The organism is Speluncibacter jeojiensis (assembly GCF_029589495.1).
GTDB lineage: Bacteria > Actinomycetota > Actinomycetes > Mycobacteriales > Mycobacteriaceae > Speluncibacter > Speluncibacter jeojiensis.
Genome location: NZ_JAAIVF010000001.1, coordinates 425659 through 443486 on the forward strand (window position 1 = coordinate 425659; position 17828 = coordinate 443486).

18 protein-coding genes and 1 riboswitch are annotated in these 17828 nt (G+C 68.4%); of the genes, 5 read left to right on the top strand and 13 right to left on the bottom strand.

Annotation, left to right across the window (positions count from 1 at the left end; translation table 11 throughout):
- Positions 1-433 precede the first annotated feature (433 nt).
- From yhjD to G4X40_RS01900, 6 genes are all read right to left on the bottom strand, one after another.
- Positions 434-1465: an inner membrane protein YhjD gene (gene yhjD, locus G4X40_RS01875; RefSeq protein ID WP_277829777.1), complete on the bottom strand. Its 1032-nt coding sequence runs from the start codon at positions 1463-1465 to the stop codon at positions 434-436.
- Between the two features lie 4 nt (positions 1466-1469).
- Positions 1470-2501 (bottom strand): tryptophan--tRNA ligase, encoded by a 1032-nt coding sequence (gene trpS / locus G4X40_RS01880; protein ID WP_277829778.1) that lies wholly within the window; start codon positions 2499-2501, stop codon positions 1470-1472.
- Positions 2502-2515: 14 nt separating this feature from the next.
- A complete protein-coding gene (locus G4X40_RS01885; RefSeq protein WP_277829780.1) occupies positions 2516-3040 on the bottom strand; it encodes a barstar family protein in 525 nt (174 codons plus the stop codon).
- A gap of 14 nt (positions 3041-3054) precedes the next feature.
- The gene (locus G4X40_RS01890; RefSeq protein ID WP_277829782.1) at positions 3055-3537 is read right to left on the bottom strand and encodes a ribonuclease domain-containing protein; all 483 of its coding nucleotides are present in this window, start codon (positions 3535-3537) and stop codon (positions 3055-3057) included.
- Between the two features lie 5 nt (positions 3538-3542).
- On the bottom strand, positions 3543-4337 hold the full coding sequence (locus G4X40_RS01895; protein ID WP_277829784.1) for an exodeoxyribonuclease III: 795 nt from the start codon (positions 4335-4337) through the stop codon (positions 3543-3545).
- A gap of 142 nt (positions 4338-4479) precedes the next feature.
- Positions 4480-5697, bottom strand: coding sequence for an NADP-dependent isocitrate dehydrogenase (locus G4X40_RS01900; RefSeq protein ID WP_277829785.1), 1218 nt, complete (start codon positions 5695-5697; stop codon positions 4480-4482).
- A gap of 282 nt (positions 5698-5979) precedes the next feature.
- A riboswitch (SAM riboswitch) is annotated at positions 5980-6072 on the top strand.
- 216 nt (positions 6073-6288) lie between these two features.
- Between G4X40_RS01900 and G4X40_RS01905 the strand changes: the two genes are divergently transcribed.
- Positions 6289-7590, top strand: a complete 1302-nt coding sequence (locus G4X40_RS01905) for a bifunctional o-acetylhomoserine/o-acetylserine sulfhydrylase (protein WP_277829786.1) — start codon at positions 6289-6291, stop codon at positions 7588-7590.
- Positions 7587-8735 (top strand): homoserine O-acetyltransferase MetX, encoded by a 1149-nt coding sequence (gene metX, locus G4X40_RS01910; RefSeq protein WP_277829787.1) that lies wholly within the window; start codon positions 7587-7589, stop codon positions 8733-8735. The genes G4X40_RS01905 and metX overlap by 4 nt, the downstream gene beginning before the upstream one ends.
- Before the next feature lie 385 nt (positions 8736-9120).
- On the opposite strand, the gene G4X40_RS01915 is transcribed toward metX, so the two are convergent.
- From G4X40_RS01915 to G4X40_RS01930, 4 genes are all read right to left on the bottom strand, one after another.
- Positions 9121-9396, bottom strand: coding sequence for a DUF3017 domain-containing protein (locus G4X40_RS01915; RefSeq protein WP_277831219.1), 276 nt, complete (start codon positions 9394-9396; stop codon positions 9121-9123).
- A 167-nt stretch (positions 9397-9563) separates the two neighbouring features.
- Positions 9564-10424 (bottom strand): bifunctional methylenetetrahydrofolate dehydrogenase/methenyltetrahydrofolate cyclohydrolase, encoded by an 861-nt coding sequence (locus G4X40_RS01920; protein ID WP_277829788.1) that lies wholly within the window; start codon positions 10422-10424, stop codon positions 9564-9566.
- Positions 10425-10492: 68 nt separating this feature from the next.
- On the bottom strand, positions 10493-11104 hold the full coding sequence (locus G4X40_RS01925) for a pentapeptide repeat-containing protein (protein WP_277831220.1): 612 nt from the start codon (positions 11102-11104) through the stop codon (positions 10493-10495).
- 52 nt (positions 11105-11156) lie between these two features.
- Positions 11157-12032, bottom strand: a complete 876-nt coding sequence (locus tag G4X40_RS01930) for an aldo/keto reductase (RefSeq protein ID WP_277829789.1) — start codon at positions 12030-12032, stop codon at positions 11157-11159.
- 144 nt (positions 12033-12176) lie between these two features.
- Between G4X40_RS01930 and G4X40_RS01935 the strand changes: the two genes are divergently transcribed.
- From G4X40_RS01935 to G4X40_RS01945, 3 genes are all read left to right on the top strand, one after another.
- The gene (locus G4X40_RS01935; protein WP_277829790.1) at positions 12177-13430 is read left to right on the top strand and encodes an NADH:flavin oxidoreductase; all 1254 of its coding nucleotides are present in this window, start codon (positions 12177-12179) and stop codon (positions 13428-13430) included.
- A gap of 143 nt (positions 13431-13573) precedes the next feature.
- A complete protein-coding gene (locus G4X40_RS01940) occupies positions 13574-14707 on the top strand; it encodes a type I restriction endonuclease (RefSeq protein ID WP_277829791.1) in 1134 nt (377 codons plus the stop codon).
- Between the two features lie 130 nt (positions 14708-14837).
- Positions 14838-15302 carry a tRNA (cytidine(34)-2'-O)-methyltransferase gene (locus G4X40_RS01945; protein WP_277829792.1) on the top strand — a complete coding sequence of 155 codons (465 nt, stop codon included), beginning with the start codon at positions 14838-14840 and terminating at the stop codon, positions 15300-15302.
- Positions 15303-15309: 7 nt separating this feature from the next.
- Here G4X40_RS01945 and G4X40_RS01950 read toward each other — a convergent pair whose 3' ends face one another.
- From G4X40_RS01950 to G4X40_RS01960, 3 genes are all read right to left on the bottom strand, one after another.
- Positions 15310-15636, bottom strand: a complete 327-nt coding sequence (locus tag G4X40_RS01950) for a hypothetical protein (protein ID WP_277829793.1) — start codon at positions 15634-15636, stop codon at positions 15310-15312.
- A 179-nt stretch (positions 15637-15815) separates the two neighbouring features.
- A complete protein-coding gene (locus G4X40_RS01955) occupies positions 15816-16925 on the bottom strand; it encodes a PDR/VanB family oxidoreductase (protein ID WP_277829794.1) in 1110 nt (369 codons plus the stop codon).
- A 2-nt stretch (positions 16926-16927) separates the two neighbouring features.
- Positions 16928-17824 carry a metal-dependent hydrolase gene (locus G4X40_RS01960; RefSeq protein ID WP_277829795.1) on the bottom strand — a complete coding sequence of 299 codons (897 nt, stop codon included), beginning with the start codon at positions 17822-17824 and terminating at the stop codon, positions 16928-16930.
- Between the last annotated feature and the right edge of the window lie 4 nt (positions 17825-17828).

Genomic DNA, 17828 nt, shown 5'->3' on the forward strand with positions numbered 1-17828 from the left:
GGTCCGTCGACCCCACCGGATGGACACCGCACACACGATTCCGGACTGCACCATCGTGGAACGGCCACACTCTCCGCCTCGGTGGCATCAGCCACCGCTGTCCCGCGGATGAATCCACGATCATCGCCCGACCTCTCGACCAACCACGTCGGTCACCGTGGTGATCCGGGTTCCGACGGCGGCGAGTCCCTCACTCGACGCGCAAGCGAGATTACCGTCACAGCGGAGACAAATCGCCTCGTAATCGAGGCCTTGGTCACAATCACAGACCGCTTGGTCCTGTATCACAGCAGCTCTCCGGGCCGACTCCGTCATGCGGACCGACGAGCCCCCTCGGCGGCGGATTGGCCGCATCTACCTGGCCTTTTGCCCGAACAGAATGCATACTGGACGGTCGTCTCAGGCGCTGTGACAGGTGACAGTGAGCCGAGCCTCAGGGCCGGCGCCACAGCCGGCTGAGCCCCGAGGCCGCGAGGGCCCCGGCACCGAGCCACGCGAGCCTCGTCAACGTCGGATGCGGCGGATCGGACGCCACCACCGGGCTGATCACGGCGGGCGGAGGAGGCGGCACCACGGCCATCCGCATGCTCTCGGCCGACGTCGCCGCCCACGCGGTGCACAGCAGCACGATCCGCGCGGTCAGGTACGCGAAGACCATCAGGCCGAGGATCGGTCCGAACGCCACACCGGCGGGACCGGAGAGCACCTTCTCGAGGTAGAAGGCGCCGAGGCGTTTGAGGATCTCGAACACGACCGCGGCGGCGAACGCGGCTCGCACGGCGCTGCGGAAGGCGACCGGTTCCCGGGGCAGACGGGCGATGACCCAGGTGAACAGCGCCCAGCTCGCCGCGACAGCGACCACCACCGACAGGACGGTCAGGCCCACGCCCACACCGGGCGCGTTCGCCAGGCCGATCTCGTGCAGCACCCGGCGCGCGATCGTGCCGGACCCGAGCGCCGACACACCGAGCGAGATGAGCAGCGCCACGCCCAGACCGGCGAGCGCCCCCAGGTCGGAGACCTTGGTGCGCAGGAAGCCCGGGCTCTTGCGCTGCTGTTCCCACTGCGCGGTCAATGCCGCGCGCAGATTGCCCATCCAGCCCAGGCCGGCGTAGAGGCCGGCGACCAGGCCGATCACACCGACCGTGGTCCGCGAGTCGATCGCCGAGTCGATCAGCTCGTTGATGGACTGCCCCATCGACCCGGGCACGTTCTTCGTGACGTTCCGGCGCACCTCGTCGAGCAGGTCGACGTGGCCGTTGAGCACGAAGCCCGCGACCGCGAACGCCACCATCAACAGCGGGAAGAGCGCGAGCACCGAGAAGTAGGTGATGCCGGCCGCGTAGTAGTCGCCGCGCTGACTTTGGTAGCGCTGGGCCGCACAGATCAGGTGGTCGAGCCAGGGATGTCCGGCACGCAGCCGTTCGAGCAGGCTCGGCCGGTCCTGCGGGTCGGCATCGGCCACGTGCTCACCCCTTCGGTGCGAGGAAACCGATCCGATCGTAAACCCGTTCGATCGTCTTCGCGGCCACCTCGCGGGCATGCTGCGCACCGTCCGCGAGGATTCGGTCGAGCTCGGTCTGGTCGGCGAGGTACTCGTCGACCTTGGACCGCAGCGGGGTGACGAACTCGGTGAGCACGTCTGCGGTGTCGACCTTCAGGTCGCCGTAGCCCTTTCCCTCGAAGTGCTTCTCCAACTCGGGGATTGCGCGCCCGGACAGCGCGGAGTTGATCACCAGCAGGTTGGACACACCGGCCTTGTTCTCCGGGTCGTAGCGGATCTCCCGTTCGGTGTCGGTGACCGCGGAGCGGATCCGCTTGGCCGAGACCTTCGGGTCGTCGAGCAGATTGATGATGCCGTTCGGGTTCGACCCGGACTTGCTCATCTTCGACGACGGGTCCTGCAGGTCATAGATCTTGGCGGTGCCCTTGATGATCGTCGCTTCCGGCACCACGAAGGTCTTGCCGAAGCGCGAGTTGAACCGCTCGGCAAGGTCACGCGTCAACTCCAGATGCTGGCGCTGGTCCTCACCGACCGGGACCAGCGCCGAGCGGTAGAGCAGGATGTCGGCGGCCATCAGCATCGGATAGGTGAACAGGCCCACGCCGGCGGTGTCGCTTCCCTGCCTGGTCGACTTGTCCTTGAACTGCGTCATCCGGCTGGCTTCGCCGAATCCGGTGATGCAGTTGAGCACCCACGCCAGCTGGGCGTGCTCGGGCACGTGGGACTGCACGAACAGCGTCGAACGGTCCGGGTCGATCCCGATCGCCAGCAGTTGCGCGACCGACACCTTGGTGCGCCGGCGCAGTTCCTTCGGGTCCTGCGGCACGGTGATCGCGTGCATGTCGGGGATGAAGTAGAACGCGTCGTGCTCGTCCTGCAACGGCACCCACTGCTGCAGCGCGCCCAGGAAGTTGCCGAGGTGGAATGAGTCGGCGGTCGGCTGGATCCCGGAGAGCACCCGGGGGCGGGCGATGGGCGCGGTTGCTGCGGTGGACATGGTTACCGATCCTTTCACGCGCCGGGCGAGGTCACCGGCGTCAGGGTGCCGCCGGCGCGGCTCCACCGGGCGGTCAGCTCGCCGGACTCCTGTGCGGTGGCCTGCAGGACCACGCGGAACGGTCGGGGCACCTGGCCTGCCGCTCCGCCCGCCGGCCCGATCCCGCGCCAGTGGTCCGCGTAGAACGCCATCGCGTCGACGAACCAGCTCAGCTCGTCCGGCTCGGCCGACAGCAGCGCGGGTGCGTCGCGCACCACCACGAGGTAGCCGTCCGCCGCGCCGACGAACTCGTCGAGGTCGCGCATGCACTCGTCGAACGCGTCCTTGTTCTCGCCGAAGTAGTAGGGGAACTGGAAGGCGGCGGCGAACTCGTCGAAGACCGCGGGCACCGTGCGCATCTTGGTCCCGCGTACGCTGCGGCCCACCGTCGACCACCGCGGCAGCAGATAGCCGACCGCGTCCGCGTCGGCCGGCTCGCCGACCAGCAGGCCCGCGACCGGCAGAGACGGGGCGGTCACGAACGTGTGCAGATCCGTCATCGCCGAATTATCGGTCACCGCATCCTCGTGAAGGTCGAATAGTGATCGCCGGTGTACCAGGCGGAGCCGTCGCTGCCGGTCACGATCCGCTGCGCGTCACGCGACCGGCCGGGCCGCTTCGGGTTCACGTCCCATTCGAGATAGGTGACCTTCGCGCCGTCGGCCGTGCGCGGCAGCGACCCGCCGCGGTTCTGCCATACGGTCCCGCCCTTGGTGCCCGGGGCGTGCGCGCCCTCGGGCCAGTCGCCCGCGTCGATCAGCTTCAGCGTCGCGTAGGCCGCGGCGGGTACCCCCGCCGCCCGGGCCCCGCCGGTGGCCGCGCCGGCCGATCCCGTGACCGTGGCGGCTGCCGTGCCGGTTGCGGACGTGCGCGGCGCCGGTCCGGGCGACCCGTCGCCGCCGAACACCGCCACCAGCACCACGACCGCCAGGACCAGCAGACCCGCCAGTGCGGACAGCCCCGCGCGAAGACGTGCCTGGCTCCTGCGTGCGGACATCACCGCTACCGGTACTCGACGGTGACCGGGGCGTGGTCCGACCAACGCTGGTCGTAGCTCGACGCCCGCTCGACCCGGGCCGCGATGGCCCGCTCCGCGAGGTCGGCGGTCGCGACCTGGTAATCGATCCGCCAGCCGCTGTCGTTGTCGAAGGCCTTGCCGCGGTAAGACCACCAGCTGTACGGGCCGTCGACGTCGGGGTGCAGCCCGCGGACGACGTCCACCCACGCCTCGGCGAACACCCCGTCGAGCCACTGCCGTTCTTCCGGCAGGAAGCCCGAGGCCTTCTGGTTCGACTTCCAGTTCTTCAGGTCGCGCTCGGTGTGGGCGATGTTCCAGTCGCCGCTGACCACCACGTCCCGACCGCTCGCGGCGGCCTTCGCCAGGTGCTCACCGAAGGACGCCATGAAGCGCTCCTTCTCGTCCTGGCGCTCGGTGCCCACCTCACCCGAGGGCAGGTACAGGCTGGCCACCGTCAGGTCGCCGAAGTCCGCCTCGAGGTACCGCCCGGAATCGGCGAATTCGGGGTCGCCGAAGCCGATGCGGACGGCGTCGGCGGGTACCCGGGAGAGCACCGCGACCCCGTTGCGGCCCTTCGCGGCGGGCTCCGCCGAGGCCAGATGCCAGCCCTGCTCGAGCACGGGCGCGAGCACGGTCGCCAGCTGCTTGTCGTCTGCGCGGGTCTCCTGCAGGCAGACCGCGTCGGCCTCGGTCGCGGCCAGCCAGCGCAGCAGGCCGTGGTCCTTCTTGGCCGCGGCACGGACGCCGTTCACATTGACGGTGGTGAGGATGTAGGGCACGACCAGCAGGCTAATCGAGGCGCCCGACAGGACACGAAACGCAGCGGGCGCTCACCGCCCCCCGCGCACGAAAAAACGGGACGCCGAGTGACGTCCCGTTTCTCGTGTCCGGTGACCTCTCGGTCACCGCGATATCGGCCGATCAGCCGATCGCGGCCTTGAGGTTGTCGTCGAGCGCACCGAGGAACTCCTCGGTGGTGAGGTAACCCTGGTCGGGGCCGATGAGCATCGCGAGGTCCTTGGTCATCTGACCGTTCTCGACGGTCTTGATGACGACGTCCTCGAGCTGCTGAGAGAAGCCGATCACCTCGGGGGTGTTGTCCAGCTTGCCGCGGTGCTCGAGTCCCCGGGTCCACGCGAAGATCGACGCGATCGGGTTGGTCGAGGTCGGCTTGCCCTGCTGGTGCTGGCGGAAGTGCCGGGTGACGGTGCCGTGCGCGGCCTCGGCCTCGCAGGTCTTGCCGTCCGGAGTCAGCAGCACCGAGGTCATCAGGCCCAGCGAGCCGTAGCCCTGCGCGACGGTGTCGGACTGGACGTCGCCGTCGTAGTTCTTGCAGGCCCAGACGTAGCCGCCCTCCCACTTGAGCGCGGAGGCGACCATGTCGTCGATCAGCCGGTGCTCGTAGGTGAGGCCCGCGGCGTCGAACTCCGCCTTGAACTCCTCCTCGTAGACCCGCTGGAACTCGTCCTTGAACATGCCGTCGTAGGACTTGAGGATCGTGTTCTTGGTCGACAGGTAGACCGGGTAGTTCTGCTGCAGGCCGTAGGACAGCGAGGCCCGGGCGAAGTCCTGGATGGACTTCTTGAAGTTGTACATGCCCATGACGACGCCGCCGTCCTCGGGCATCCGCACGACCTCGTGCTGGATCGGCTCGGAGCCGTCCTCGGGGGTGAACGTGAGGGTCACGGTGCCGGCCTGGTGGACCTTGAAGTCGGTCGCGCGGTACTGGTCACCGAACGCGTGACGGCCGACGATGATCGGCTTGGTCCAGCCGGGCACCAACCGCGGCACGTTCTTGATGATGATCGGGGCGCGGAAGATGGTCCCACCGAGGATGTTGCGGATGGTGCCGTTGGGCGACCGCCACATCTTCTTCAGGTGGAACTCCTCGACGCGAGCCTCGTCGGGAGTGATGGTCGCGCACTTGACGCCGACCCCGTGCTGCTTGATCGCATTCGCTGCGTCGACGGTGATCTGATCGTCGGTCTTGTCGCGCGACTCGATCCCCAAGTCGTAGTAATCAAGGTTCACATCCAGGTACGGATGGATCAGCTTGTCCTTGATGAACTGCCAGATGATTCGAGTCATCTCGTCGCCGTCGAGTTCGACGACCGTTCCCTCGACTTTGATTTTGGACATGTGGATTCCGCGTCCTCCTTGGCAAGCCTGTTCAACTCTCACGCTATCCGACATCGCCTCGTGAACAAGGTCGGGAACCGTGCACTCAGCAAGTAAATACCACCGGCCCGGACGGCCGAAAGTCAGGCACCGAAGTTGACCGTCGGCCGTCGCTTCCGACGCGGGGGTGATCACGCCGACAACGCCCCTGACCGGCGCGTTCCGTCACATCGCCCGCCGGCGCCGCACGCTCGGGTACACCGAGGGTGGCGAACCCTGGGAGTCCGGCTAATATCGTGCACAGGTCATGAGTGTCAGCGTTCAGCCCCGGCTTGCTGGCCGGCAACCCTCCAACCGCGGTGGGGTGCCCCGGGTGATGACCGGGTTGTCCGGTTCCTCTGTGGAAGCCCCCGCGCCGACGGTCCCGTCGACGGGTCGGGTTTCGACGGGGATGCCGCCGGGCAACAAGCGCGGGTCCGCCGGGCGGGCCCACTGACGGGGAGTGCCCCACCGGAGGTTCACGATGTGTTGTCGCCGTTGACAGGCCCCAGATCAGCCCACCCTGCCGGCCACCTGCGCCGGTGACGAATCCGGACACCACGGAGCACATCGATGAGTGAGCAGAATCCGACCGCGCACTGGAGTTTCGAGACCAAGCAGGTCCACGCCGGGCAGTCGCCCGACACCGCCTCCAATGCGCGCGCGCTGCCGATCTACCAGACCACCTCGTTCACGTTCAACGACGTCGCGCACGGCGAGGCACTGTTCAACCTGTCCGAGCCGGGCAACATCTACACCCGGATCATGAACCCCACCCAGGACGTGGTCGAGCAGCGCATCGCCGCGCTCGAGGGCGGCGTCGCGGCGCTGCTGCTGGCCTCGGGCCAGTCGGCCACCACCCTGGCGATCCTCAACCTCGCCGGAAGCGGGGACCACATCCTCGCCAGCCCCCGGTTGTACGGCGGCACGTACAACCTCTTCCACTACACGCTGCGCAACCTCGGCGTCGAGGTGTCGTTCGTCGAGGATCCCGACGACCTGGACCAGTGGCGCGCCGGCATCCGCCCGAACACCAAGGCGTTCTTCGGCGAGACGATCTCCAACCCGCAGAACGCGATCTTCGACCTGCACGGGGTGTCGGGCATCGCCCACGAGCACGGCATCCCGCTGATCGTCGACAACACCATCGCGACGCCGTACCTGATCAACCCGCTGCAGCACGGCGCCGACATCGTGCTGCACTCGGCGACCAAGTACCTCGGCGGCCACGGCACCACGATCGCCGGCGTCATCGTCGACGGCGGCACGTTCGACTGGGCCGGTTCGGGGCGCTTCGCGAACTTCACGACACCGGACCCGAGCTACCACGGACTGGTCTACGCCGACCTCGGCGCACCGGCCTTCGCGCTCAAGACGCGGGTGACGCTGCTGCGCGACCTGGGCACGGCGATCTCGCCGTTCAACGCGTTCCTGATCGGTCAGGGCATCGAGACGCTGAGCCTGCGCATGGAACGGCACGTGGCCAACGCGCAGCGGGTGGCCGCGTTCCTCGAGGCCCACGACCAGGTCGAATCGATCGCGTACGCCGGGTTGACATCGTCGCCGTGGCACGCGCGCGCCGCCGAGTTGGCACCCCGCGGCGCGGGTGCGGTGCTCGCATTCGACATCGTCGGAGGCGAAGAGGCCGCGCGGAAGTTCATCGACGGTCTGACCTTGCACAGCAACGTCGCGAACATAGGCGATGTACGATCGCTGGTCGTGCACCCCTCGTCGACCACCCACTCGCAGCTGACCGCGGACGAGAAGGTCGCCGCCGGTGTCAGCCCCGCACAGGTCCGGCTGGCCGTCGGCATCGAGGGCATCGACGACATCCTCGACGACCTGCGGGCCGGATTCACGGCGGCGAAGTCTTGACGATCAGCCAGGTCCGCACGTCCCGTTCCGCGCAGCTACCCGCGCCGGACGGCACCCTCGGCCACGTCGACATCGGCTCCGTCGTCCTGGAGAACGGCGCGGTGCTGCCGAACGTGACCGTCGCGCTGCAGCGTTGGGGCGAGCTGTCCCCCGCCCGCGACAACGTGGTCCTCGCGCTGCACGCGCTGACCGGCGACTCGCACGCCACCGGACCTGCGGGCGGCCCCGACGGTCATCCGACGGCGGGTTGGTGGGACGGGCTCATCGGCCCAGGTGCGGTTATCGACACGAACGAATGGTGTGTGATCTCCACCAACGTGCTCGGCGGCTGCCGCGGCACCACCGGGCCGAGCTCGACCGCCCCGGACGGCAAGGCCTGGGGCTCACGGTTCCCGGTGATCACCATCCGCGACCAGGTCGAGGTCGAACGCATCCTGCTCGAGCGGATCGGCATCGAGCGGGTCGCCTCGGTCGCCGGCGGTTCGATGGGCGGTGCCCGCGCGCTCGAGTGGCAGGTCTCGCACCCCGACCGGGTCGGTTCGTCGCTGGTGCTGGCGGCAGACGCCCGCACCACGGCCTACCAGATCGGCTATCAGGGCACCCAGATCCAGGCGATCACCGCCGATCCCGACTGGCTCGGCGGCGACTATTACGGCACCGGCCGTGCCCCGGACGCCGGACTGGGCATCGCCCGCCGCTTCGCCCACCTGAGTTACCGCGGTGAGGCCGAGCTCGACGACCGCTTCGCCAACAACGCGCAGGAACCCGAGGATCCCGCGGCCGGCGGCAGGTTCGCGGTGCAGAGCTACCTCGACCATCAGGCCGGCAAGCTGCTGGGCCGGTTCGACGCGGGCAGCTATGTGACGTTGACGCAGTCCCTCAACCTGCACGATGTCGGCCGCGGCCGCGGCGGTGTCGACGCGGCCTTGGGCGCCTGCCCGGTGCCCACCGTGGTCGCGGCGATCGACTCGGACCAGTTGTATCCGCTGCACACGCTGGGGAAGATCGCCGACGATCTGCCGAACTGCCGAGGCCTGCAGGTGATCAACTCGCCCTTCGGCCACGACGCCTTCCTCATCGAGGCGGACGCCGTGGTCGCGTTGATGCGCGAGACGATGGATCTGGCCCGCGCCTCACGCGGCTGACCCGGGCCGGCTCGCGGTCGACCGATCCGCGGATCAGACGGTCCCTTCCGGTTTCGGCGACCAGCCGGCGCGCAGGATGTTGTGGTCCCACGATGGTGTCGGCCGCGACGATCTCGGCGGCCCGCGCGACCTCCTCCTTGTGGTCGCGGAACATGTCCTGGAAGCCGTCGACGTGCTTGACGATGCACTCCGATGAAGAGACGGAACTGCTGTACGGGCGCGACGGGGGCCGGGTGTAGTGCCACCAGAATCCGGCCGGCACCCGGCCAACCGGCTTGCCGTCGAAACACATCCAGCACGAGCTTACGTCGCTCTTCGGTCATGTCGCCGATTCGGGACATTGCCCAACCCAACGACATCCCCGACGAGTTGCCGGCGCAGGGAACTAACCGGTACCGAGCGGATCGATCGAGCTGGCCAGCCAGATCACCAGGCCACCCAGCACCGTCAGGAAACCGACGTCGAACGCGCGACTGCGCACCGCGAGCAGCCCGACCCGCTCGGCGGGCAGCAGCCGGAAGGCCGCTGCCACGAGCGTGACCAGACCGAAGATGATCGTGCCGCGCCGCCAGCGGTCGGCGACGATGAACACGACCGCGACCAGCAGCCCGAGCCCGACCAGCACGAGCGGCAGGTGGATCGTGTAGAGCCGGCGCCACAGGGTGCTCGGCCGGTCTGATCCCGGTGCGGGGATGCGCTCCGGGCGGGCCCGCGGCCGGTCGGCCCCCGCGTCGGACGGGCCGGTCACCGTCTCCGGACTGTCGATCGCCGGGCGCTCGGGGGCGTCCAGTTCGCGGGGCTCGGCCTGCTGCCGTTCGGACATGGGCGTCAGCCTTGCCCCTGGGCGATCTGCTCGCAGCGCTCGACGACGTTCGCCAGCAGGAACGCCCGGGTGAGCGGTCCGACACCACCGGGGTTCGGGGAGATGTACCCGGCGACCTCGCGCACGTCCGGGTGCACATCGCCGACGAGTCCCGCCTCGGTGCGGCTGACGCCCACGTCGAGCACCGCCGCTCCGGGCTTGACCATGTCCGCGGTGATCAGTCCGGGCACCCCGGCGGCCGCGACGACGATGTCGGCCCGGCTCACCTCGGCGGCCAGGTCACGGGTCCCGGTGTGGCACAACGTGACCGTGGCGTTCTCCGAGCGGCGGGTCAGCAGCAGCCCGATCGGCCGGCCGACCGTGACACCGCGGCCGACGACCACCACGTGCGCCCCGTCGATCGGCACTTCGTAGCGGCGCAACAGGTGCACGATGCCGCGCGGGGTGCACGGCAGCGGCGCCGGCTTGCCGAGCACGAGCCGGCCCAGATTCATCGGGTGCAGGCCGTCGGCGTCCTTGCCCGGGTCGATGCTCTCCAGCGTCGCAACCTCGTCGAGGTGCTTGGGCAGCGGCAGCTGCACGATGTAGCCGGTGCAAGCAGGGTTCTGGTTGAGCTCGGCGATGGTGTCGGCCAGCACCTCGGCGCTCACATCGGCGGGCAGGTCGCGGCGCAGCGAGGTGATCCCGACCTTCGCGCAGTCGCTGTGCTTGCCGCGGACGTAGGCGTGCGAACCCGGGTCGTCGCCGACGAGCACGGTGCCCAGGCCGGGCTGGATGCCGTCCGCCTTGAGCGCGGCGACCCGCTTGGTGAGGTCGTCGAAGATTTCGTCGCGGGTTGCCTTGCCGTCGAGGATCGTCGCAGTCACGTCGACCATTGTCGCAGGTGCCCGACCGTTCCCGCGTGTGGCACCGCGCCGGGGCGTCGAGCGTGCCACTAGCCCAGTTCGACGCACAGTCCGTGCGCGGCGGCGTAGGCGATCGCCTGCGACATCTCGATCTGAGCACCGGCCAGGCTCGCCCCCGTCCACAGGCCCGCGTCGATGTGCGCGCCGCGCAGGTCCGCGCCGTCGAGCTGCAGCCCGGTGGTCCGCGCGCCGAGCATGTCGACGCCGCGCAGATCGGTCTCGCGCAGATCCGCCTGCACCAGGTTCGCCTCACGCAACCGGCACTCGACGAAGTTCACCTTGCGCAGGTCCGCGCCGCCGAGCGAGGTCAGCGTGAAGTCGACCTCCTCGAGCGTGATGGGCCGTAGCCGGCACTGGTCGAACACCGACCCGAGCATGCTGGAGTTACGGAACGTGCTCTGCCACAGGCTGGTGTAGCGGAACGCGCAGGAGCGGAAGGCCGTGCCCAGGTGGTGCGAATCGGTCAGGTCCGCCCCGGTGAAATCGCAGTCGGTGAACATCACCCGGTCGGTGTGCAGACCGGACAGGTCCGCGTCGCGGAAACTGCAGCGCACATAGTGCCGCTGCTCCCAGTGCTCGCCGGAAAGGTCGGCGGCGTCGAACGACTCGTCGGCGTGTTCCTCGATCGTCACATCGACCATCATCCCCTCCGTCCGTGGTGAATCGTCGGCGGTGGCCGCCGCGCCGTCCCGCTCAGTCGGGCGCGCCCATGTTCAGCTCGTCGGGATGCGCCCCCACCCGGGTGCCGTCGTCGAGTGTCGCGATCTGCGCGAGGTCATCGTCGTCGAGTGCGAAGTCGAACACGTCGATGTTCTGGGCGGCACGCTCGGGATGGACCGTCTTGGGGATGACGATCAGCCCGTTCTGCAGGTGCCACCTGATCAGCACCTGCGCCGGCGACTTGCCGTGCTTGTCGGCGACGGCGGTGACCACCGGATCGGCCAGCAACGTGTTCGGCTTCGAATCCTTGCCCCAGCCGGACTTCGGCGTACCGCCGAGCGGGCTCCAGGACTCGACGGCGATTCCGTGTGCGACCGCCGCCTCCCGGATGTGGTGCTGCGGCAGATGCGGGTGCAACTCGACCTGGTCGACGGCCGGCAACATACCGCCCCGATCGACGAGCAGTTGCAGGTGGTGCGGCTCGAAGTTGCACACCCCGATCGCCTTGGCGCGGCCCGAACCGGCGATCTCCTCGAGGGCATCCCACGTGCGCAGCAGCCGCTCGCGGTTCTGCAGCGGCCAGTGGATCAGGTAGAGGTCGACGTAGTCGGTGGCGAGCCTGCGCAGGCTGTCGTCGAAGGCGCGCAGCGCGGGCTCGTAGCCCTGGTCCGCGTTCCACAGCTTCGTGGTGACGAAGACGTCCTCACGCGGGGCGGAGGACGCGGCGAGCGCGCGGCCGACCGCGGCCTCGTTGTCGTAGGCCCGAGCGGTGTCGATGTGCCGGTAGCCGGCCTCGTCGAGCGCGGACCGCACCACCGTCTCGGTCTGCTCGTCGGTCGCCTGCCACACCCCCAGGCCGAGCTGAGGGATGGCGGTGCCGGAGTTCAGCGTGAGCGTCGGGGTGGTCATGTTTCCAGGCTAGCGATCTTGTCGGCCGGAACAAGGGATTCCCGTCCAGCGGAACAATTCGGACACTGCACCGCAAACCTCAATAACATGATCTGCATCACACTCCGACGCCGTGCGGCGTCGATGAAGGAGAGGCGGCACGCTATGCCCGACGTCGACCCGTTCAGCCCGACCACGCTGGGGCCGGTCACCCTGCGCAACAGGTTCGTCAAGGCGGCGACGTCGGAGGGCCGTTCGCCGGAGGGCCTGGTCACCGACGACCTCATCGACTTCCACCTGAGCTTCGTGCGCGGCGGAGTCGGCCTGACCACCGTCGCCTACTGCTGCGTCGCCCCGGAGGGAGCGAGCGCGCCCGGGCAGATCGTCATGAGCCGGGCGGCGCTGCCGGGACTGCGCAAGCTGACCGACGCCGTCCACTCCGCCGGGGGCGCGATCTCGGCTCAGCTGGGGCACGCGGGCGTGGTCGCGTCGAAGAAGATCACCGGGGTCACAGCCCTGTCCCCCAGCCGTTTCGTGAACCCCTCCACGATGGAGTACTGCCGCGAGATCACCGTGGCCCGGATCCGGCAGGTGATCGACCAGTTCGGCGAGGCGGCGCAGGTGGCGGCCGACGCCGGCTTCGACGCCGTCGAACTGCACTTCGGGCATCTCTATCTGCCCAGTTCCTTCCTGAGCCCGTGGATCAACCGGCGCAAGGACGAGTACGGCGGCAGCATAGAGAACCGCACGCGGTTCGCCCGCGAGATCGCACAGCGGGTGCGTGAGGTCGTCGGGAACCGGATCGCGGTCACCGCGAAGATGAGCATGGACGACGGCATCAAACACAGCATCTGGCTCACGGAGTCGGTGCAGACCGCGCAGCTGCTAGACCGGGACCGCAACCTCGACGCCATCGAGCTGACCCAGGGTTCGTCGGTCAAGCACCAGATGTACCTGTTCCGCGGCGACGTCCCCATCGACGAGTTCGCGTCGGTGCAGAAGGAACCGTTCAAAACGGGGCTGAAGCTCTTCGGCAGGCGCGTGCTCGGCGATTACCCCTACCGCGACCTGTACATGCTCGATTCAGCCCGGCAGTTCGTCCCGGCGGTGTCGAACTCGAAGCTGATCCTGCTCGGCGGCATCAACAACCTCGACCATGCGCGCACCGGACTCGGCGAAGGATTCGACTTCGTCGCGATGGGTCGGGCGCTGCTGCGCGAACCGGACCTGATCGCCCGGATGCAGAAGGACCCGACCACGCAGGGGCGCTGCAACCACAACAACAAGTGCATGTTCACCGTCTACGGGCGCACCCACTGCGTGCTCGATCCCGAACAGGTCAACGGCGGCCCCGCGAACCCCGGACCGACGCCGTTCACCGTGCAACCGGCGCAGCGGCCCACCGTGGTCGAAGAGTAGGGAGCGTCGCGGCACGCGGACCGGACTCCTCTGCGGTAGCCGAGGGACGTTGTCCATCGAACGGCCGACAGTCGCGCCGTTTCCACGTCTGCGCCGGGCGCTCCCGGCTAATCTCCGGGAAATCCACAGCCAGGGGGTTTCCGATGAGCTTTGCCGACGGCCTCAACGCGCTGGCCGCGAAGATCCGCGACAAGAAGGGCGGCATCGAGACCGAGGAGGCGACGAAGAACGCCTTCATCATGCCGTTCATCTCGTCCGTGCTCGGGTATGACGTGTTCGACCCGAGCGAGGTCGTACCCGAACTCGTCGCGGACGTCGGGGTCAAGAAGGGCGAGAAGATCGACTACGCCATCATGCAGAACGGCGCGGTGCAGATCCTCATCGAATGCAAGAAGATCGGCGAGCCGCTCAACCTCGCGCACGCTGCGCAACTCTTCCGGTACTTCGCCGTGACGTCCGCGCGCATCGCGATACTCACGAACGGGCAGGTCTACCAGGTCTATACCGATGGTGATGCGCCGAACAGAATGGACGAGAAGCCGTTTCTGGTCTTCGACCTGCTGGATCTCGATCGGACCGTCGTTCCCGAGATCCAGAAGCTGTCCAAGGAATCATTCGACCTCGATTCGGTGGTGAGCGCTGCCGAGGAACTCAAGTACATCGGCCTGATCAAGCGGATCCTCGCCAACGAGATCAAGGAACCGTCCGACGACTGGATCCGGTACTTCGTCGCCCGCGCCTACGACGGCAAGGCCACCCAGAAGGTGGTCGATCAGTTCCGCGGGTTGGTCGACAAGGCGACGGCGCAGTACATTGCCGACCAGGTGAACGACCGTCTCAAGAGCGCACTCGGAGACGAGGCCGGCCACGTCGAGAGCGCGGTGCGGGCGACCCCTGCCGAACCGGTGGATGTCGAGGTCCAACGCAAACCCGTCGCGACGCCGGACCCGGACATCGTGACCACCGAGGAGGAACTCGACGGTTTCAACATCGTCCGGGCGATCGCCGTGTCCGAGGTGGCAGCCGAGCGGATCGTCTACCGTGACGCGAAGTCCTACTTTGCGGTTCTCCTCGACGACAACAACCGCAAGCCGGTCATCCGACTCCACTTGAACGGAAAGAGCGTCAGGTTCGTCACGACTTTCGAGGACGCGAACAAGACCGGCGTTCGGCACGACATCGAGACTGTGGTCGACATCTACAAGGTGGCCGACCAGATCAGAGCCACCATCCGTTCGTACAACATCGACAGTGCTGCCCCGATAGCGGTTTCGTAGGGCAGTCACCGGATCTGCATCGGTTCGAAGTCCGATCCCACCCCGGAGCCTTCCGACGACACCCTCTGCGCATCGCGCAGAGTCGGTCCCGCCGCGGCGACGCCCGGGCCGTGCTGGGAGAATTGCGGGCGTGTTCCGAGTCCTGTTCCACGAGCCCCGCATTCCACCCAACACCGGCAACGCGATCCGCATGGTCGCGGCGACCGGTTGCGAACTGCATCTCGTCGAACCGCTCGGCTTCGACCTGTCCGAGCCGAAGCTGCGCCGCGCCGGACTCGACTACCACGATCTGGCGTCTGTGACGGTGCACAAGGACCTCGCCGCCGCCTGGGCGGCGCTGCAACCGCAGCGGGTGTACGCCTTCACCGCGCATGCCACCCGGTCCTACGCCGACGTGCAGTATCAGCCCGGCGACGTGTTGATGTTCGGCCCGGAGCCGACCGGCCTCGCACCCGAGGTGCTTGCCGATCCGCATGTGACCGACCGACTGCGGATCCCGATGATCCCGGGCCGCCGGTCGCTGAACCTGTCCAACGCCGCCGCGGTCGCCGCCTACGAGGCCTGGCGACAGCACGGGTTCGCCGCCGGCGTGTGACGGAACCTCAGGCGACGGATGCCGCGGGGTTCGGCGCCCGGCGCAGGGTACGCCGCAGGGTGACCGCGGTGCGCACCTCGTCGGTGACCGCGATGACACACTCGCGACCGTCCGCCTCCACATGGTCGGCGGCGAACCTGTTGATCAGCAGCTCGTCGATCTCGACCGCATCCGCGGCGCCGAGCGGGCCGACCTCGATGGCGACGACGTCGTCCCACATCCAGGCGCCGTAGCGGTCCTTCTCCGAGGAGACCCGAACGGCGGTCAGCGCCGGCTCGGCAAGTAGCGCAGCTTCGACGATCGCCAGTTCCGAATCCGTGATGCGGTTCGACATGGGGCCTCCTCGCTGAGCATTTGGGCGAGTTCCCAACCTGCGTTGTGCCAGACCATAACACCGGATTGTGTGATTCCACACATCAATTGGTGCCGGTCACAGGCACATCTCGCTCAGGTTGCGATGACGCTCACTCGTCGAGGGCGAACCGTCCGTTCTGCGGGGCCGGCCCGCACCGTTCAGGCGTCGAGCACCAGCCGCCCACCTTCGGCGCAGCGGGACACGCAGATCAGCATCCCGCCGTTCTCGCGTTCCTCGTCGGTGAGCGTGGTGTCCCGGTGCTCCGGCGTGCCGTCGAGCACGCGCACCTCACAGGTCCGGCAGAAGCCCTGCCGGCACGAGTACGGGATGTCCGGCCGGACCGCGCCGATGGCTTCGAGCGCGGTCTTGTCCGCCGGCACGGTGACCACTTCACCGGTGCGCGCCAACTCGACCTCGAACTCCTTGCCGTCGACGACCGGCGGCGCCGCGAACCGCTCGAAATGGAACTCGACCCCGCGGGCCGAGCGCACCGCCCCGCGCAGCACGTCGAGCATCGGCACCGGGCCGCAGCAGTACACGGCCGTCGACGCCCCGACCTCGCCGAGCAGCGCCCCGGCGTCGGGCAGCCCGTCGACGTCGTCGGTGCGCACGGTGACGCGGTCCCCGAACGATGCGAGCTCGTCGAGGAACGGGAGGGTCTCGCGGCGCCGGCCGGTGTACACCATCGACCAGTCCAGCCCGAGGCGATGGGCCAGCCGCACCATCGGCAGGATCGGGGTGATGCCGATGCCGCCGGCGACGAACCTCAACTTCTGTGCGGTCGAGCCGTGTCCCGGCACCGCGAACGCGAACGCGTTGCGCGGCCCGCGCACGGTCAGCTCTGCGCCGACCGCCAGCCGGTCGTGCACCTCGACGGACCCGCCGCCGCCGTCGGGGATGCGGCGGACCGCGATCCGGTAGCGGTGGCCGTCGGCGGGGTCCCCGCACAGCGAGTACTGGCGCAGCCGGCCCGACGGCAGCTCCAGGTCCAAGTGCGCACCGGGCCGCCACGACGGCAGCGCGCCCCCGCCCGGCGCCTCGAGCACCAGGCTGACGACGTCCTGGTCCTCCGCGACCACCGTCCGTGCGCGCACCACCAGCCGGATCCGATGGTCGTCGACGGGCGAGTCGACGTCGCGACGATGCAGGAAACGCAGCGAGCGCAGGTACACGCCGGCGAAGGTGTCGACCACACCCACCAGCAGGTCGCGGTCGCGTTTGCCGAACAGGTCCGCGGGGACCGACTGCGGGACAGGGAATTTCGTCATGACTAGGCGGCCGCCTTCGCGGCGGGCGACTTGGCCAGGTAGGCCACGGCCTGTGCGGTGTTGCCGACCTTGTCCGGCGTGTACGACGGGCTGAAGTAGCGCAACGCATCCTTGAGCAGCCGGATCGGCCCCGGCAGCGAACCGCGGCGCATCGCCGCGAGGATGCCGGCGAGGACCCTGATGGTCCCCCGGTTCGGCATCGCCCGATCCTGGTGGACGATGAACTTGGTACCGCGGATCATCAACACCCAGAACGCCAGGAACGCGACCACCATCGCGAAGTTGCGCCGGAAGTAGCCGACGCCGAAGTACATCGCCACGTCGTGGGCGACGTTGCGGTGCTCGACCTCCTCCGCCCCATGCCAGCGGAACAGATCGGTCATCTGCGGGTCCGCGTCGAACTCCTCCCACCGGGAGTTGAGCACATAGTCGCCGAGGAACGCGGTGATGTGCTCGATCGCGCCGATGAAGGCGATCCGCTCGACCAGCTGCTGCCGCTCCTCGCGCGGCGTGCTCGCCTCGCGGGGACCCAGCACCTTACGGAACAGGTACTCGCTGTGCGCCACGAACGGCTTCGGGTCCACCTCGTTCGCCTCGAGGAATTCGTACAGCACGGCATTGTGGGTTTCGGCGTGCATCGACTCCTGCCCCATGAACCCGAGCATGTCCTCGCGTAGCTTGTCGTCCTTGACCAGCGGCAGCGCCTCGGCGTAGGTGGCGCAGAACCAGCGTTCCCCCTCGGGCAGCAGCAGGTTCAACGCACTGACGGCATGCGAAGCGATCGGCTCGGTGGGCATCCAGTGCAGCGGCGTTCCGGCCCAGTCGAACTCGACGTTGCGCGCGTGCAGCGTCACCGGCCCCGCATCCACCTCGCCGGCATCCTGTCCTCTTGCTGCCATGATG

What these genes read in the sequence shown, in the direction of transcription:
- trpS (WP_277829778.1), bottom strand. Translation starts at nt 2,501, where the DNA reads ATGTCCACCGCAGCAACCGCGCCCATCGCCCGCCCCCGGGTGCTCTCC.
- G4X40_RS01885 (WP_277829780.1), bottom strand. Translation starts at nt 3,040, where the DNA reads ATGACGGATCTGCACACGTTCGTGACCGCCCCGTCTCTGCCGGTCGCG.
- G4X40_RS01890 (WP_277829782.1), bottom strand. Translation starts at nt 3,537, where the DNA reads ATGTCCGCACGCAGGAGCCAGGCACGTCTTCGCGCGGGGCTGTCCGCA.
- G4X40_RS01900 (WP_277829785.1), bottom strand. Translation starts at nt 5,697, where the DNA reads ATGTCCAAAATCAAAGTCGAGGGAACGGTCGTCGAACTCGACGGCGAC.
- G4X40_RS01905 (WP_277829786.1), top strand. Translation starts at nt 6,289, where the DNA reads ATGAGTGAGCAGAATCCGACCGCGCACTGGAGTTTCGAGACCAAGCAG.
- G4X40_RS01925 (WP_277831220.1), bottom strand. Translation starts at nt 11,104, where the DNA reads ATGGTCGATGTGACGATCGAGGAACACGCCGACGAGTCGTTCGACGCC.
- G4X40_RS01930 (WP_277829789.1), bottom strand. Translation starts at nt 12,032, where the DNA reads ATGACCACCCCGACGCTCACGCTGAACTCCGGCACCGCCATCCCTCAG.
- G4X40_RS01935 (WP_277829790.1), top strand. Translation starts at nt 12,177, where the DNA reads ATGCCCGACGTCGACCCGTTCAGCCCGACCACGCTGGGGCCGGTCACC.
- G4X40_RS01940 (WP_277829791.1), top strand. Translation starts at nt 13,574, where the DNA reads ATGAGCTTTGCCGACGGCCTCAACGCGCTGGCCGCGAAGATCCGCGAC.
- G4X40_RS01950 (WP_277829793.1), bottom strand. Translation starts at nt 15,636, where the DNA reads ATGTCGAACCGCATCACGGATTCGGAACTGGCGATCGTCGAAGCTGCG.
- G4X40_RS01955 (WP_277829794.1), bottom strand. Translation starts at nt 16,925, where the DNA reads ATGACGAAATTCCCTGTCCCGCAGTCGGTCCCCGCGGACCTGTTCGGC.
- G4X40_RS01960 (WP_277829795.1), bottom strand. Translation starts at nt 17,824, where the DNA reads ATGGCAGCAAGAGGACAGGATGCCGGCGAGGTGGATGCGGGGCCGGTG.